At 52.7% G+C, this 14,441-nt stretch carries 18 protein-coding genes; 7 read left to right on the forward strand and 11 right to left on the reverse strand.

Going from position 1 to position 14,441, the window contains the following annotated elements:
- On the forward strand, positions 1–303 hold a 303-nt coding region (locus tag F3I21_RS22695), incomplete at its 5' end, for an SOS response-associated peptidase family protein (RefSeq protein ID WP_190286125.1).
- A 103-nt stretch (positions 304–406) separates the two neighbouring features.
- Here F3I21_RS22695 and F3I21_RS22700 read toward each other — a convergent pair.
- On the reverse strand, positions 407–616 hold the full coding sequence (locus tag F3I21_RS22700; protein ID WP_223815734.1) for a hypothetical protein: 210 nt from the start codon (positions 614–616) through the stop codon (positions 407–409).
- A 605-nt stretch (positions 617–1,221) separates the two neighbouring features.
- Between F3I21_RS22700 and umuD the strand changes: the two genes are divergently transcribed.
- A complete protein-coding gene (gene umuD / locus F3I21_RS22705) occupies positions 1,222–1,671 on the forward strand; it encodes a translesion error-prone DNA polymerase V autoproteolytic subunit (RefSeq protein ID WP_021507970.1) in 450 nt (149 codons plus the stop codon).
- A gap of 8 nt (positions 1,672–1,679) precedes the next feature.
- Positions 1,680–2,954, forward strand: coding sequence for a translesion error-prone DNA polymerase V subunit UmuC (umuC, locus tag F3I21_RS22710; RefSeq protein WP_150059842.1), 1,275 nt, complete (start codon positions 1,680–1,682; stop codon positions 2,952–2,954).
- 314 nt (positions 2,955–3,268) lie between these two features.
- On the opposite strand, the gene F3I21_RS22720 is transcribed toward umuC, so the two are convergent.
- The 6 genes from F3I21_RS22720 to F3I21_RS22745 all read right to left on the reverse strand — a co-directional run bounded on the left by F3I21_RS22720 (position 3,269) and on the right by F3I21_RS22745 (position 7,037).
- The gene (locus F3I21_RS22720) at positions 3,269–3,508 is read right to left on the reverse strand and encodes a hypothetical protein (protein WP_150059853.1); all 240 of its coding nucleotides are present in this window, start codon (positions 3,506–3,508) and stop codon (positions 3,269–3,271) included.
- A 193-nt stretch (positions 3,509–3,701) separates the two neighbouring features.
- Entirely contained in the window at positions 3,702–3,953 is a 252-nt protein-coding gene (locus tag F3I21_RS22725; RefSeq protein ID WP_109718078.1) for a hypothetical protein, read from the reverse strand.
- On the reverse strand, positions 3,940–4,734 hold the full coding sequence (locus tag F3I21_RS22730) for a ParA family protein (protein ID WP_150059843.1): 795 nt from the start codon (positions 4,732–4,734) through the stop codon (positions 3,940–3,942). Before F3I21_RS22730 ends, F3I21_RS22725 begins: the two co-directional genes overlap by 14 nt.
- A gap of 331 nt (positions 4,735–5,065) precedes the next feature.
- Complete coding sequence (locus F3I21_RS22735) at positions 5,066–5,782, reverse strand: hypothetical protein (protein WP_150059844.1); 717 nt, start codon at positions 5,780–5,782, stop codon at positions 5,066–5,068.
- A 49-nt stretch (positions 5,783–5,831) separates the two neighbouring features.
- Entirely contained in the window at positions 5,832–6,602 is a 771-nt protein-coding gene (locus tag F3I21_RS22740; RefSeq protein WP_150059845.1) for a site-specific integrase, read from the reverse strand.
- 117 nt (positions 6,603–6,719) lie between these two features.
- On the reverse strand, positions 6,720–7,037 hold the full coding sequence (locus F3I21_RS22745) for a hypothetical protein (RefSeq protein WP_150059846.1): 318 nt from the start codon (positions 7,035–7,037) through the stop codon (positions 6,720–6,722).
- Between the two features lie 492 nt (positions 7,038–7,529).
- Between F3I21_RS22745 and F3I21_RS22750 the strand changes: the two genes are divergently transcribed.
- From F3I21_RS22750 to F3I21_RS22760, 3 genes are read left to right on the forward strand one after another with little or no spacing between them, the layout of a single operon-like run.
- A complete protein-coding gene (locus F3I21_RS22750; protein ID WP_150059847.1) occupies positions 7,530–8,402 on the forward strand; it encodes a hypothetical protein in 873 nt (290 codons plus the stop codon).
- Between the two features lie 47 nt (positions 8,403–8,449).
- Positions 8,450–9,049, forward strand: coding sequence for a hypothetical protein (locus F3I21_RS22755; RefSeq protein WP_150059848.1), 600 nt, complete (start codon positions 8,450–8,452; stop codon positions 9,047–9,049).
- A gap of 22 nt (positions 9,050–9,071) precedes the next feature.
- The gene (locus F3I21_RS22760) at positions 9,072–9,266 is read left to right on the forward strand and encodes a hypothetical protein (protein WP_150059849.1); all 195 of its coding nucleotides are present in this window, start codon (positions 9,072–9,074) and stop codon (positions 9,264–9,266) included.
- A 308-nt stretch (positions 9,267–9,574) separates the two neighbouring features.
- Here F3I21_RS22760 and F3I21_RS22765 read toward each other — a convergent pair whose 3' ends face one another.
- Positions 9,575–10,891 (reverse strand): DUF1173 family protein, encoded by a 1,317-nt coding sequence (locus F3I21_RS22765; protein ID WP_223815735.1) that lies wholly within the window; start codon positions 10,889–10,891, stop codon positions 9,575–9,577.
- Positions 10,892–10,937: 46 nt separating this feature from the next.
- Positions 10,938–11,636 carry a phospholipase D family protein gene (locus F3I21_RS22770; protein ID WP_370515654.1) on the reverse strand — a complete coding sequence of 233 codons (699 nt, stop codon included), beginning with the start codon at positions 11,634–11,636 and terminating at the stop codon, positions 10,938–10,940.
- Here F3I21_RS22770 and F3I21_RS22775 point away from each other — a divergent pair.
- Positions 11,622–12,743 (forward strand): hypothetical protein, encoded by a 1,122-nt coding sequence (locus tag F3I21_RS22775; protein WP_150059850.1) that lies wholly within the window; start codon positions 11,622–11,624, stop codon positions 12,741–12,743. The two genes, F3I21_RS22770 and F3I21_RS22775, sit on opposite strands and share 15 nt — an antisense overlap.
- 95 nt (positions 12,744–12,838) lie before the next feature.
- On the opposite strand, the gene F3I21_RS22780 is transcribed toward F3I21_RS22775, so the two are convergent.
- On the reverse strand, positions 12,839–13,441 hold the full coding sequence (locus tag F3I21_RS22780) for a DUF2913 family protein (protein ID WP_150059851.1): 603 nt from the start codon (positions 13,439–13,441) through the stop codon (positions 12,839–12,841).
- Positions 13,442–13,514: 73 nt separating this feature from the next.
- Entirely contained in the window at positions 13,515–13,781 is a 267-nt protein-coding gene (locus F3I21_RS22785; RefSeq protein WP_150059852.1) for a DUF2767 family protein, read from the reverse strand.
- Between the last annotated feature and the right edge of the window lie 660 nt (positions 13,782–14,441).

Here is a 14,441-nt window from a genome sequence, read left to right on the forward strand (position 1 = left end):
CTTTTTTTTGCGGCCATCGGGAAGCCGCCTTTTGACCGGGAGCACGGGCAGGAGGGTTTCGTCATCGTCACCGCAGCCAGCAATCAGGGGATGGTCGATATACACGATCGCCGTCCTCTCGTGCTGAAGGCCGACGCGGTCCGGGAGTGGCTGAGTCATGACACTTCGCCGGCGCGCGCGGCAGAAATTGTGCGTGACGGCGCGCTACCTGAGTCCGTCTTCACATGGCATCCGGTAGCGGCAAAGGTCGGCAACGTTCACAACCAGGGGCCTGACATTATCCGGAACACCGGCGATGGCTGACAGAGTGTCCGGACATCTGCTTATGAAGGGCGCCGGTACGGGCTGCAGTTTATTTACCCCCGGTGAAGGCGGAAAATATAATCCCGTACCGGCACCGGTTAATTTAACACGGTCGTGTCCCGTCGCCACCGGCGGATGCGTCAGCACCTGATTCAGCCCGCATCCAGAGGGCCTGACGGGTGAGCCAGAAGCCGGGGGAGTGGAACACGGTGCCCAGCTGCTCCGCCAGCGTCTGCGTCACCGGCAGGCGCCCCGCCAGGAAAGCCCGGGCGATATCGCTGTCCAGCCCGCAGCGGTCACACAGTTGCGTCACGGAGATATCGTGCTCCGTCAGAAGATAAGCGAGAAAACGTGCGGGAGAGGTGTGGCCATCCATAGATTGCCCCGGAGGCTGATGAGGAATTTCATCCAGATTAGAACGGTCCGTCAGGTCTGCACAACGGGTCCGGAAAAAAAATACCTGCCGTTAACTGCCAGCCCGCCACGCTCGCCGCAGTCACGGCTGAGGCGTACCGCAGCAGCGCGAGGAACGAACAGTCGTGCCGAGGAAGCGTCATTTCACCGATGCCGGCATGGACTGCTTACGCACGTTACGCTTATTCTGCATTTCTCAAAACCAGCCCGGCCCCAGAGCGCCGGGCTGTAAGGGTACAACCGGAAACGCCTCTCCACGTCTGCCGGCCCTGACCTGAGCATAGTGGCGTCACTCAGTATCAGCCAGGCAGACCTTTCTAAATATTTCCCGGTGGGTCAGTCAGATGGCTTCGCTTCGGCGCCAACCCGTTTCGCTCCCACTTGCCAGATAATTCCCCCTCGATAATACTGTATGAATAAACAGTAAAATAACAGGAGGAATTTTATGCGCGATTTACTCAGCACTTTTGAAGTCACACTGCAGCATGGCCGGGGCATCAGATCATGAACCCGGGCAGCTATACCGCCGGCCTGACGCTGCTCTGGCCACCTATTTTTACGCCGAGGGTCAGGGTACCGCTTTATGCCGATCCGTGCGCCGCCGGCTTCCCCTCCCCTGCACAGGATTATGTCGAGAAAGAACTCGATCTGAATGAGCTGTGCATCCGCCGGCGCGCCTCAACTTTCTTCGTGCGCGCCAGCGGCAACAGTATGCGTGACCTGGGCCTCTGCGACGGCGACGTCATGGTTGTTGACCGGGCCGAGGAAGCCGCTCACGGCGATATCGTGATTGCCGAGGTCAACGGCGAGTTTACGGTTAAGCGTCTGCAGCTGCAGCCCAGGCTCGCGCTGCTGCCCATGAATCCGGCCTACCCGGTGATCTACCCGGAGGAGCTGCAGCTGCTCGGCGTCGTGACCTGGTTCTTTAACAGTACCCGTGCCCGCCGGAGGTGATCATGCCCATGTTTGGTCTGGCCGACGTTAACTCCTTTTACGCCAGCTGCGAGGCGCTCTTCCGCCCTGACCTGCGCGGCAGGCCGGTGGTGGTGCTGAGCAACAACGACGGCTGCGTCATCGCGCGCAGCGCCGCTGCCAAAAAACTCGGCATAAAGATGGCCGCACCGTGGTTTCAGATCAAAAATGAGGGATATCCTGAAAAGATTCATGTGTTTAGCTCAAATTATGCCCTGTACCACTCGTTATCGAACAGGGTCATGATGGCACTGGAGGAAATGACGCCGAAGGTTGAGCAGTACTCAATTGACGAGATGTTCCTCGATTTAACCGGCATCGATGGCTGCGAGGACTTTGAGCACTTCGGCCGACGCCTGCGCGCCCACGTGCTGGCCACGACCGGTCTGACCGTCGGCGTGGGCATGGGGCCGACAAAAACCCTGGCTAAGTCGGCGCAGTGGGCCAGCAAGGAGTGGCCGCAGTTCCGCGGGGTACTGGCACTGACGCCGGATAATCCGAAGCGTACCGCGACGCTGCTGGACAACCAGCCCGTAGAGGAGATATGGGGCGTTGGCCGGCGCATCGGCAGGCGGCTCAACCTGATGGGCATTGAAAACGCCCTGCAGCTCTCACGCGCGCACCCTGCCCTCATCCGGAAAAACTTCAGCGTGGTACTCGAGCGCACCGTTCGCGAGCTCAACGGGGAATCGTGCATTCCCCTCGAGGAGTTTGCGCCGGCGAAACAGCAGATCGTCTGCAGCCGCTCTTTTGGTGAGCGCATTACGACAAAAGTGGCCATGCAGGAAGCGCTGTGTCAGTACGCCGCCCGTGCGGCGGAGAAGCTGAGAAATGAGCGCCAGTTCTGCCGGCGCATCAGCGTTTTTATCCGGACCTCGCCGCACGCGCAGGGAGAAATCTTCTACGGGAACAGCGCCGGCGAGAATCTCACCCTGCCCACGCAGGATACGCGCGACGTGATTGAGGTGGCCATGCGATCGCTCGACCGCATCTGGCTTGAAGGGCGACGCTACATGAAGGCCGGTATCATGCTCGATGACTTCACGCCAGACGGCGTCAGTCAGCTGAACCTGTTCGATGAGGATAAGCCGCGGGCCAACAGCGCGGAGCTGATGAAAGTACTGGACGGCATCAACCAGTCCGGGCTCGGCAGCCTGTGGTTTGCGGGTCAGGGCGTGAATACAGAATGGAAAATGAAGCGGGAGATGTTATCTCCTGCCTGGACAACGCGCTGGAGCGACATTCCCGTTGCTCGGGTGCTCTGAGATACCACGGATGTTCCGGACGTTTCAGGGTCTCGGTCGGGGAGCTGCTCTCCTTACTGGTTATAAATCCAGAATTCATCCATGAGTAAGAATGGAAGCCCCGGTTTTTTGTCCCTGAAGTAACGCCCCCGGGGCAGTCTGTCGCCAGGATGCAGCTTCCGGACCCACTCGTCAAACGCGGGACGCCGCCGGCGAACGTTGCCTTTAAACATATCTGCAGACTGGGTGATTGTAGTCATTACCCTTCCCTGCCCGCGGACCTGTTTAAACAGTTCATGCATTAACATTATTTCTCTCCATCACGCTGCAATCGCTCAGCGTGATTTGTTTTGCTTCCAGCTGTCGTTGGCCATGAATGCCGCGCGCGAAACGCAGCCCCCCCACAGCAGCTGAAGGCCAATTTTGATCAGCTCGCTGGCGTGCGGCAGGAAAAAGAGCGGCACGATGAACAGGACACTCAGGAGAAAGCCCCATTCAGCAGCACTTTTTCTGTCTTTGCCGGTGAGCTTTTTAAAACCAAAGAAACCTGAAACAAGATACAAGAACCTTTTCATAGGCACCTCATGTCTTATGAAATACCTGCTAAAAATAACAGGCTGATAAAAAACGATAATTAATTTTTTGTATATACAAAAGTATATACATCACCATAACTATTTAGCATTAATGTCGCGCGGATAATTTGCATATACCTTTGTATATACATTCGCAGCACAACACAATATGTATATACATTTATATATACAATTACGTGTTTTGAATCACCAGTTGCGCTAGCTTTTCAATCCATTTTTCATCGTCCATGTGGCATGCCGCGCGAAGAACGCGAGATCGTGAAATATTTTTGAGAGGAAGATGCTCCTGTACCCTTTCCACCAGTAAAGACAGAGCGTCATCATCTAATCCAGTTAACCGAAGGTTCATTTGACGGCCAGTTGTTATGTTCCTTTTTTCGACAACACGCGTAACCCCTTTTGCTACCCTGTCACTTCTCGCCATCGTTATCTCCTTTGATTATGCTTAGCAGCTCCTGTGCGAATGCTTTGTAGTCCCGGTAAGGCCTTTCGTTTTTTGCAAATGTCATAACCGGCCTGTGTTGCTCAGTGGCTTGCTTGTAAAGTTCACTGTACCGAATCTCAGTTTTAGCGAGGTTATATTTGCCTTCAGCGATGTAGCCGTCTATGGCTCTGAGCATTTTTGAGTGCGAAACGTTCACTTTTGTCTTTACAAGTGTATATACAAAATTCTCGTTTCTTTTGATTTCCCGAACAACTTGGAAAAGGTCGTCAATCCCCTTAACTGCCCTTCTGTCCATATCTACCGGCACGACGATAAAGTCAGTGATCAGCAATGCATTCTCAATGCTCAGGTCTATTGCCGGCCTTAAATCAATAAGAATAAAGTCGAAATCGGTGTTAAGTCGTTTGAGGCCTTCTTCCAGAATATTCAGCCTGTGGCGAAAACGTTCCGCACTTCTGGCTTCTACAGCAAGTGTGATGTCAGCGGGAATTACATAAAGGTTTGGTATTTCGGAATCTATGTCACGAGCTGTATAAACTATTTTATTGATATCGAATTTAGGATCTTCAAACAGGTCAGTTACTGTGTAGTCTTCTTCACCCCGCCCAACATCATCACTAAGATTGCCTTGATGATCCAGGTCTACAAGTAAGGTTTTAAAACCCATTGCTGCAAAAGCACAGCCGACAGCAATACATCCAGTAGTCTTAGCAACTCCGCCTTTGCTGTTAGCAAAGGAAATTATGTATGGCTTCTTCATTTAGCACCCTATGTATATACAAAAGTATATGCATAGTATCTGAACCACTGAAGTTGTCAATGTATATACAAAAGTATATGCAAAGCATCTGAACCAGTGAAGTTGTCAATGTATATACAAACGTATATGCACTAATTTTATATATACGAAATGTTGTATAAAAATGCAATAAGCATATACAAATGTATATACACCAAAATAAGTATTCACTATTAAAAACAGAAAGTTATTAAAGCATCATGAGTAGTGGAGACTGTTCTGTGCATATGAAGGCAGCGGGGCAGGGGACTGTCAGTCCCCGCGCAGTAATACGTAATGTCAGGCGGTAATCTTAATCTTGAGACGGTGACTTTTTAAGGTAGAACGAATGTATGGCAGACTCCATCTGTTCATGATAGCGCCTGAACTCACTGACAACATAGGGTAAAAAAGGCGCATTCAGCTGGATACTCAGGGTATTACTGGATACACCGCCCTTGTCGTTTTCTATTCTGCGCAGCGCCCTGACCAGACATTTTCGCCTGTCGTTCAGAATCATGCCGTTGTTATGCGCCAGCAGGTTCCGGATAATGAGGAGGTGTTCTATGTTGCTGGATTTGCTTTTTTTCTCATCAGCCAGAATGTGCTTAAGCAGACGATGCGTTTTCTCAACAGTGCCGTTCTTCATTTCGTCAAAAGGGGGGCTGTAACCCGACATCCCTGCCATCAGCCTGCCGCAGGCTTCCAGATGATATTCAAACAACCCAAACAGGGTCAGAAAGGTTGAACGTCTGGACAGTTGTTCGATCAGCAGACCGTAATCTTCTTTTACATCGCACTCATCATAACCGGACAGTCCCTTGTAGCTGTAAAGGTCGACCATAATTTCAGAGCCGTCTTCAGCACAGTCAGAGACCTGCTCGACGATAACGTTACTGTCACCCACTATCTCACTGAGCGTATGCGCGATAACAGACTCAGTCTGCTCGACAAGAAGCATCATATCCCGCCGGACAGACACCCCAGTCATGGCCAGTGCCAGAAAAAAAGGCTTTCTCAGTTTCGCCACCGGACCTCCCCGGACTCACCAGTAAGTCGGTTATTCAGCCTGTGCCGGCTCATAAATTTTTGAGCATCGCCACAGCCTCACTGCCTGGCATCGAAAACTGCACCCGGTGCCTGGCGGCCACGTCCAGCGCAAACACCTTCGTATAAACCTCCGTCGACTTCATGCTCTTGTGGCCCATCAGGCTCTGCAGCGCCTTCAGCGGAATCCCCGCGTATAGCATGTGCATGGCGTAACTGTGCCGGAACGTATGCGGCGTCACCGGAACCGAAAAACTCACTCCGTCCTCCGCTGCGGCGGCTACCGCTTCATTAATCCATTTGCGGACGGTCCGGTCGGTCACGGTCCACAGCCGCACCTTTTCCGTCCGGCCGGTTTCCGGGTTGCGCCGCTCCAGCGGAATGCGCAGCGTGGCCACCATCATCTCGAGCTGGGCAATGTACTGCGGATCGGACAGCGGTACCAGGCGGTGCGGAACCACCCCCGAGGGAAAACGACCGGAGCTCCGGGCTGCTTTTTCACCACGCTGTTTCAGCGTGGCCAGCTGCACGAAGGGATGGGGCGGCGTCAGGGTGAAGTCGGCCCGGGTAAGGGCCAGCGCCTCGTTGATACGCGCACCGGTGTTCCACATCGTGGTCAGCAGCATCTTGCGGTGCAGATCCGGCACGTAGTGGAGCAGGGCGCTGACCTCCGGCGCAAGCAGGTATTTCGGCAAATCTTCAATGAGTGCGGCCATCTGACGGAGCGCAAGCGCGGCCGGATAGTCAATTGCCACCGGCAGCTGGGCAGCTGCAGGCGGCTGAAACAGGGTGGGCAGATTCATGGTCGTAAAACCTCATTTACCGGCAGTGGTGTGCTGACAGAACTGACGGTCTTGTCCGTATGCATAAGGATTAATGCTCCTGTGTGCGTGTCCCGGTATTCAGAATCTCTCATTAAGCTAAAGAATATCCATTTTGAATGCCGCCTCAGCAGGTATGCTCAAATCGACTTCAACCGCGCCGGCCGGAAGAGAACTGAAGGTCAGTGCGGTACCAGAAAGCTGTACCGACCAGTCTTTCATATCCGGAGCATCGAGCCGGCTGGCCATTTCTTCGTAAACGCCATTTTCCTCATCAAGAAGCACAAGGAGGTTTTCGCCAAGGGAGTTGACGGTCCGGAGAAGCCAGCACGTCCGGCAGCCGTAACCTGCCCAGTATGCGACAATCTTCGCCGGAGAATAACTGTTCCCTTCGTTAGTAAATTTTTTGTTAGCCATGAAGTAATTTCCTTATCAATATTCACATCCGTGTTTGTATTGAACCTGACAATCACACCCGTAGCATTCACTCTCACATCATGTGACATGAATAAACTACAAGCCTACTAAATGTCACTCCCGCAATTACCGGAAGGGCGGTTTAATCAGATCCGATTTATTGCATATATTGCATTTACCGGAACTAAACCGCGACCAGAAATCGTGCAGAAGGACGAAAAAACCTGTCATCGACCTTCCCGATGAGCAGCTGCGACAACCGGTAAAAACCATATAAAACAGTAGTATAGGACACCTTTTTTTTTGTTTCAGACAAATTTCAGGTACCGGGTACTGAAGATCCGGTTCCTACAGAAAACGGAACTCTTCTTCAGAAACCAAAAGAACTCCCGTTTCATAATGTACATGTACGATAGTTTATGTATAATGTACGTGTCAACCCGTACAAAGCAGATTCTGTACGGGTGTGGAAGCTAACTCTGAGGAATGAGAATGGAACAGAAAGACCAGCGACTCGAAATAAGGATTCCCGGGCAGATGGTGGAAAAGCTTGACGAAATACGCACCGGTATGGATTTCACCCCCTCCCGGTCCGATCTCGTCCGGACATTTATCGAGCAGGGGATCGCAGATTTCAGCGCCAGGAGGCTTAACAGCGGTAAGATAAGGAGTGATGAAAGAACACAGACTGAGGAACTACTCTTTGCCACCCGGTTTTCGGTTTATTTTCAGCTCGCCGGAACTGATATTATAGAGCGCAGGGATGGGCAGTTTAAGCTTGCATACTCCCTGCATGAAATTATCAGTACCGCCTATACAAATCGCTGGTACTGGTTTGCAAAGCTGGACAAAGACGTTCTGAAAAAGGTGCACAATTCTTTTTCGTCGTCTTTATTTCTGTCTCTGCTGGATGACGAGCCTGTACCGGAAATCAGCGATGAACTGTCATTTGTCTGTAACATAAAGAATATGTTTGATGAAATCTGTGATGTAAAAAATCCTCATTCATACAAATACTGGAATGACTTTTACACAGACAGAACAAAAGAGATTCTTTCTGGGATTGAAAAGGTGGCCGATGTACATAGCATTCCGCTTAAATTTTACGGATTTCTTCCTGCGGAAAAACGGCTTAAGCAGATGTACGAATTTGTAGAACTTGCCTGCAATTATGTGAAAGCAGACAACATATTTATAAGGCCCCGGCACCTCACTTCTGCAGAGGATCTGCGTGAAAATTATGCTCTGATGCTGAAGGTTTTTAACGAGGTAAAACAGGATGGCAAACCTTTTGATTATGAATCGCTGGATTCAATGATAACCAGACTTGCTCGTATGCCGGAATGGCCTTTAAAACTTTTCTGAAACCTTAAAAGTGTCCAGCATGCTGACTGAACGAAAGGATAATCAACATGACAACGCTAACATTCTGTATTAAAGACTGTTTTTCAGAATCAGACCCGGTATTCAATGACATATCAGACGCTGTACTGCAGCACGCTGGCAAGAACATCAGATATAACTTCGTCATAAAAGTTTCCTATAATCACGGTGGAGTAATTGTGATTATGCGAAACCTTGTTCAGCTTATAGAAACTACAGTGCAAACCTATAATAATATTTACTTTGATTTGAGGTTTGGTGGTTTCGCTGTCAGCGCTGCCGCGTTTTTTTTCTTATATTTTGCTTATTATTCATCATTACCGAGAGTAAGGGTTTCATCTGGTGTACGATTGTGTCTTGTATATCACAAGCCCAGAACTGAATGGAAAAAAGGTAACATAAAACGCTTAATTTTTGCGAACCAACAAAAAGATTTTAATTTATTAACTTCCCGTGAAAAACAGGATTTGAAGAATTACACTGCAGAATTTGACCGGGTTCTGTATAATTTTATTAAAATTCTTGAAGATCAAAATGGTACTGCAGTTGATCAGCATCTAAAGGACTCTTATAATACAAATGGTGATATGAGTTTTACTCTTAGTCCTAAGACTTTCAAAACTTTTTAAACACAATATCAGGAGGTTAGCGATGAATATTGACGCCGAGCAAATCACAAAAATCAGACGTCGCCGTGCCAAGCTGGCCGCTTCTGGCGAGTTACCACGGCCTCGCCTTCTCAGTGAAGGTATCAATTTTGCTGAAGCTGTTGAAAAGCTTAAGCAAACTAAAACTGAGCCGGACGCAGACGTCTCGCCTCGTAAAAAGCGCGCAGTCATCATCTGAAACGATGGCATTATCCGGGCTTCATGCAACTCATGAACCCGGATTTCATCCTGTAGACCCTCCATACCTTCCTTCCATAGCCCGTATGCAGTGTTATTACCTTTAGTTAATTCAAACACTGATAATGTCCGGTAAACCAGTTCCTGTTTAAAGGACGGAATGCCCTGAGCGGTTTGATGCCCGAAGCGAACATCCGCCCAACATAGCAGAACTGTCGGGCAGCAGACATGTTCACGTAATGTGGTTCTAAAAAGGATTTCCCCTGGTTTTACACTCTGCAACGGCAACTGGCGTTAGCTCTCTGCAGTTTAAACCTGCAGATTTTGAGGAAGGGCAGGCATCTCGTTTGTTGTACAGGCATCCCAGCACCACCAACCTCCGGCTCCATATTCCTGATCATAATGGGCGATTTTTTCCTGTTTGCGCAGCAGGTACTCCGGCGTGTTCATCCCGAAGACCTCCATCGGCAGCGCATCCACGCCGGGAACGTCCTTCAGCACAAAGTCCGGAAACACGTCTTCCTCGCCGTCGTAACGCAGCGGCTTGATGAAGGCGCGTTTTTCCTGCCACAGCTTTTCTTCGACAGCTGCCTCATAGCCGGATTCCAGCGGAATGAATCGGGGGCTGACCGTCATCAGCGCCACGTCGATGACGGTGCTGCAGCTGAACGGCCGGTTGCGCCCGTCTACGTGCCTGAATGTCGTTTCTGGCGGCTCCGTTTCCACGATGACCACGACCTTCATGCCCCGGCGCCAGTCGCCCAGCTCGCGGTAAAAGCTCCTCTCCAGGCGCAGGCGCACGTCCTCCGGCAGCACCAGGTCAGGGAAACCGAAAAACAGCCCCAGCGGCAGCGTGGTCTGCAGCCGCTCATCGGCCGCGTCGCTCCAGGCGGCCAGCTGCGAGATCAGGATGAGGCGACGTGCGCCCCTGCCGGCGTCCTTCGCAATCTGGCGGTTCTGCGCGACCTGCGGCGAATCCTTCATGGCCATCAGCATCAGCGACTGCTGCAGCGGGATCCGGCCGATGCGGATGCGCGCGGCAGTCTCATTCAGGCGCCAGCTCACCCAGCCCGGCGAGCGTTTCTTTTTATCGAATGCAGGATGCCAGACGTTGATGCCGGACTGCTCCCAGAGCAGGTGGAGCAGCCCCGGCAGGCGCATTGAGGGCTGCCGGCGCCGCCTCCCCGGTCCGGCACCGGCCGGAGGCGCATCACGGGTTTTATCAGGAACGTCTTTCTTCTGCAGGCCGGTGGGCAGACGGACCACAAGCCGGCCATCCGCCGCCGCTTTGACCACGTCAGGGGCATAGATGGCAGCCTGTCGCTCATCCGGCCAGACGGAGTAAAAGCGGCAGTCTGGCGCGTGTTCGTGCCCGGAGAAAGCCCATGAGGCGAGCCAGCACTGGTCTGTTTTCTGTGACAGATGCACTTTCAGGCGCCGGCGCTGCGCGTCTTCCTCCGGGGGATGGCACAGACAGGTGACCACCGTGGTGGCTTTGTTGTCACGCGCGTGCTTCAGCCAGCGCTGCCACTGCTCCGGCTCAGCGCTACGGAAATCCGCACCGCATTCCCGCGAGCCCCGCAGCCCGGTGAACCGGACCGGATACGTTTTCTTTGCCGCCATCATAACCCCCCTTTCCGTAAAGAACGCTGAATATGCGACCTGCGTGATTTTAATTCAGGCCGGCTGCCGGGCAGATTACCGGTGAGGATTCATTCCACAACCGGTTAAATTCAGCCTGATACTGGCGGGCAATATCAGGTTCGTCTTTAATCACCATCGCGTTCTCCGCATTTCTTTTTTCAGCAGATGACGTGTAATTAAATGAGCCGGTTTCCACCGCACTGCCGTCGGCCACAATAAACTTGTTGTGCATGATGCTGTACATGCCGTTAAGGCGCACGTCCACGCCAGCGCATGCGAGCTGGCTGACAAGAGACCAGCGGTCCCGGCTTTTCTTTTCATCGGCGACCAGCCGGACCTTAACGCCCCGTGCAACGGCCGCTGACAGCGCCTGTACCACCGGCCGGCTGGTGAAATCATAGGCCGCCACGTCGGCGCTCTGCCGCGCACTGCCGGTAAACTGCAGTATCAGATCCAGCGCCGTCCCTCCGGGCGAAAATCCCGCCGTTACGGAAGCCTCCGCACCGTGGATAACGGGAACGGTGACGGATAAAGCCATGAATAACGCATATTTATTTAACATCATCTGGAGCTCTGAAATAATGTTACACGATTTTAACACCCTGCATGATTTTATATAAACCTGTTTATTTTGATCCGTTATAAATATTAAATTTCGCTGAAGATTTTCGGAAAAATGACGATAACAGTTAAGTATCAGGGAGCAGGTTATATGAACGAATTTCACGAATTAAATATCATGACCTCACGCGGCGATATTCAGGGCGCATTTTCTCTCATCCGAAACTGGCATGAAAACGTCGCCCGGAAAATCATGAAAAAAGCGGGCTACACGGTGACGCCGCACACGGGCCGTGCGTTCTGGACGTGGGTACAGGAGACCCTTAGCCGATCTGCCCGGAAGAGAACCTGCGGTTACAGGGAGCGCGCTGAGCGTGAGGCGCCGGTCCGTCGCTGGCGACAGCAGGCGGCAGAAGATTATCATGCTTACACGCAGATGATGTCACAGGTCCCTGATAACGAATCCTCAGCGCGTTGCCTGCAAGGCAACGTTGTACAGACGAAGCGTTTAAACAAGTCATCATCATGCAGGGAGACTAATACTGAAATGAAAACAGAGCAGAATATGCCAGGTAATGTAATAACAAGCAGCGAAGCCGATGTTTCTGAGCCCCTCAACGCAGTGGAGCTGGAAAGAATAAGTAATGCAACTCTCAGACGTAACGTCGCAATAGTATGGTCTGTATGTATTATTTCTCTTTTTATACCCTCTGTTTCCTGTCTCTTATTCACAGGGGAAGTTTCCGCGTTAATTGATACGACTGTCGTGACGCTTAGTGTATTCCTGCTTTTCTTAATTCTTTTCTGGACAGGCAGGTTAATAATTATGTGGACGGATAAACCGTTTTCTACCGCTCCGGCAGACTCTAAGCTGTACTGGTTATTTTGTCATGACGCCTACAGACCTGGCCGTTATGTGGGGATAAGGCTTTGCGCGGATATCACTGGCAGGCCATATCATAAGTGGGTTGCCGAAATGGCTAAATTTGTTGTAAAGGAGCCATGTACGCTCTCCCGACCGCTGATTTTACGCTCACACCTGCTCTCAAACAGGAAGTTTCGGGAACCGCTGACTAAACAGCTCATGGCTGCCGGCATGTGCTGCTCGATACAGCGTGATCTGCCAGTGCTGTTTCCATTCCTGTTAAAATGGTTTACGCCTGCGGTTATGGTGCTTGGGGGTAAGCTTCCATCCATGTATGCGCGCGAGGTTGAGATTATAGTCACCCCCGAATACCGCTCAGCTGACAGGGCTGCTTCAGCAGTGAACTGAGACGACTTGTTATTCTGGCAGCGACTCACCGAAACCTGAGCTAGTGCGTAGGTTCACTGTAGCCTGTAACGTCCGTGACCATTCCAGCCCGCGCATCACGCTGCGCTGAATCCGTCCGCAAGCAGGTGGTGCAGATGCTCACCAGCCCCGCCGGCCGCTTCCCGGCGCCACCCCGAGCGCTGCAGCAGCTTATCGAGCGCGGGCAGCTCGCCGGTAATGCGCGCAGGCAGGGGAATGCGCTGACGCCCGCGTTCGTCAAAGCCGGCGTCCAGCGCGTGACGGTTCAGGTAAATGCCCGATACCGACGGGGTCAGGCGCAGCTGCCGGCGGCCACTCCATTCGCTCTCAGCGAGCACCATGTAAATCCAGCCGGTCAGCTTCACCGCGTGCAGGGCGTGCTGTAACCGGAACAGGTCGTTCTGCGCCTGCAGATGGCCACTACTGGCGCGCCACAGGTAGTCGAGCTTGCCGGGCAGGTCGGCGCGCAGGCCCTTTTCCCGCCCTTCTTTCAGCAGCCAGCTGATGTCGCTGGCGAGCGCACGCGGAAACCGGCGCTGCTTTTCGGCGGTGGCCAGCCAGCGGGTCAGAAACAGGTTGTCCTGCGCGGGCGAGGTCGTAATACCGTCCTGCCGGGCGGTATTCAGCGCAATCAGCCCGCACCAGGCGAGGTGACTGACGTTCAGGTTGTCGTTATCCATAAGCCGCGTCCTTCATGCCGGACCACAGGAAAAAGTGGCCCTGAAATCCGGCATTTTATGACATCACCCGCCTTCAGAGAACCCTGCCATCTTCGTCGCGGTGAAATTCCACCTTATCCCTGTCCGGAAGGATTTCCAGCATATCGATCACATTCTGCATTGCCCGCATGATGCCCGGCGACCATTTACCCGATATGGCCAGCTCCTCGCGAAAGTAACCGGCAATCCGTAGCCGGGTGGTTTCAAGACCACAGTCGGCCAGCGCGAGCACGACCGCTCCCGTCATCCGGTAAACCTCTTCCGAATCCGAATCCTGATGCTGCTGTTCAGTTTTCTGCATAGCATTAACCTCTCAGACGTAGCCGGACGGGCGAGCAGTGCGCAGCCCGTCCTGTGAATGCCGCGTGAGCGGCATGGAGGCGCCAGAAACCGTTCAGGACGGCTCAGATGTCAGCTGGCGCCGTTAGCCCGGCGCAGCCGGTTACAGGGCCGATGGTGGCGAAAGCCCAACCCCGCCCTGACCGACGCCGTTTAAGCAGCGGCCTGTCAGCAGCTTATCAGTCAGACGGTCGGAGACGAAAGAAAGAAACCGCGGGCCTCCGGCCACAAAGCAGCTCAGACTCTGTAGTTACAGCATCCATTTATCAGCCACTGCAGTTCCGGCCCTCAGGGCCGGGCGGCCGGGGCTGGTCAGTGGGGGCAACCCGGCTTCAGGTCCGGCGCGGGTCCTGGCTGAGAGGGGCTGAATGGTTCAGGACTGGATGATTACAGTGAATTCTTTGTCTGTTGTAACTAACTGCTCAGAAGGGGGCCCGCGTCAGCGGGAGGTGCTTCAGATTCTGAGCGGCGCGGACGTTTACGGCCGCTGCAGGCGAAGGCCTTATTTATCCCCGCAGAATGCCGGCATGAACACCTTATTTATCTTTTCTGATTAATTCTTTCTGACGTAAGTCAGGAATGTTTTGCGGGTAATTTCAGATCTGTTTGCAGGTAAGTCACG

It is taken from the genome of Pantoea sp. B_9 (assembly GCF_008632015.1).
GTDB lineage: Bacteria > Pseudomonadota > Gammaproteobacteria > Enterobacterales > Enterobacteriaceae > Pantoea > Pantoea dispersa.

Bases quoted from the DNA above. Each gene is read 5' to 3' on its own strand.
- F3I21_RS22765 (WP_223815735.1), bottom strand. From the start codon at position 10,891: ATGATGGCGGCAAAGAAAACGTATCCGGTCCGGTTCACCGGGCTGCGG.
- umuC (WP_150059842.1), top strand. From the start codon at position 1,680: ATGTTTGGTCTGGCCGACGTTAACTCCTTTTACGCCAGCTGCGAGGCG.
- F3I21_RS22720 (WP_150059853.1), bottom strand. From the start codon at position 3,508: ATGAAAAGGTTCTTGTATCTTGTTTCAGGTTTCTTTGGTTTTAAAAAG.
- F3I21_RS22780 (WP_150059851.1), bottom strand. From the start codon at position 13,441: ATGGATAACGACAACCTGAACGTCAGTCACCTCGCCTGGTGCGGGCTG.
- F3I21_RS22725 (WP_109718078.1), bottom strand. From the start codon at position 3,953: ATGGCGAGAAGTGACAGGGTAGCAAAAGGGGTTACGCGTGTTGTCGAA.
- umuD (WP_021507970.1), top strand. From the start codon at position 1,222: ATGAACCCGGGCAGCTATACCGCCGGCCTGACGCTGCTCTGGCCACCT.
- F3I21_RS22745 (WP_150059846.1), bottom strand. From the start codon at position 7,037: ATGGCTAACAAAAAATTTACTAACGAAGGGAACAGTTATTCTCCGGCG.
- F3I21_RS22785 (WP_150059852.1), bottom strand. From the start codon at position 13,781: ATGCAGAAAACTGAACAGCAGCATCAGGATTCGGATTCGGAAGAGGTT.
- F3I21_RS22775 (WP_150059850.1), top strand. From the start codon at position 11,622: ATGAACGAATTTCACGAATTAAATATCATGACCTCACGCGGCGATATT.
- F3I21_RS22750 (WP_150059847.1), top strand. From the start codon at position 7,530: ATGGAACAGAAAGACCAGCGACTCGAAATAAGGATTCCCGGGCAGATG.
- F3I21_RS22755 (WP_150059848.1), top strand. From the start codon at position 8,450: ATGACAACGCTAACATTCTGTATTAAAGACTGTTTTTCAGAATCAGAC.
- F3I21_RS22730 (WP_150059843.1), bottom strand. From the start codon at position 4,734: ATGAAGAAGCCATACATAATTTCCTTTGCTAACAGCAAAGGCGGAGTT.
- F3I21_RS22760 (WP_150059849.1), top strand. From the start codon at position 9,072: ATGAATATTGACGCCGAGCAAATCACAAAAATCAGACGTCGCCGTGCC.
- F3I21_RS22740 (WP_150059845.1), bottom strand. From the start codon at position 6,602: ATGAATCTGCCCACCCTGTTTCAGCCGCCTGCAGCTGCCCAGCTGCCG.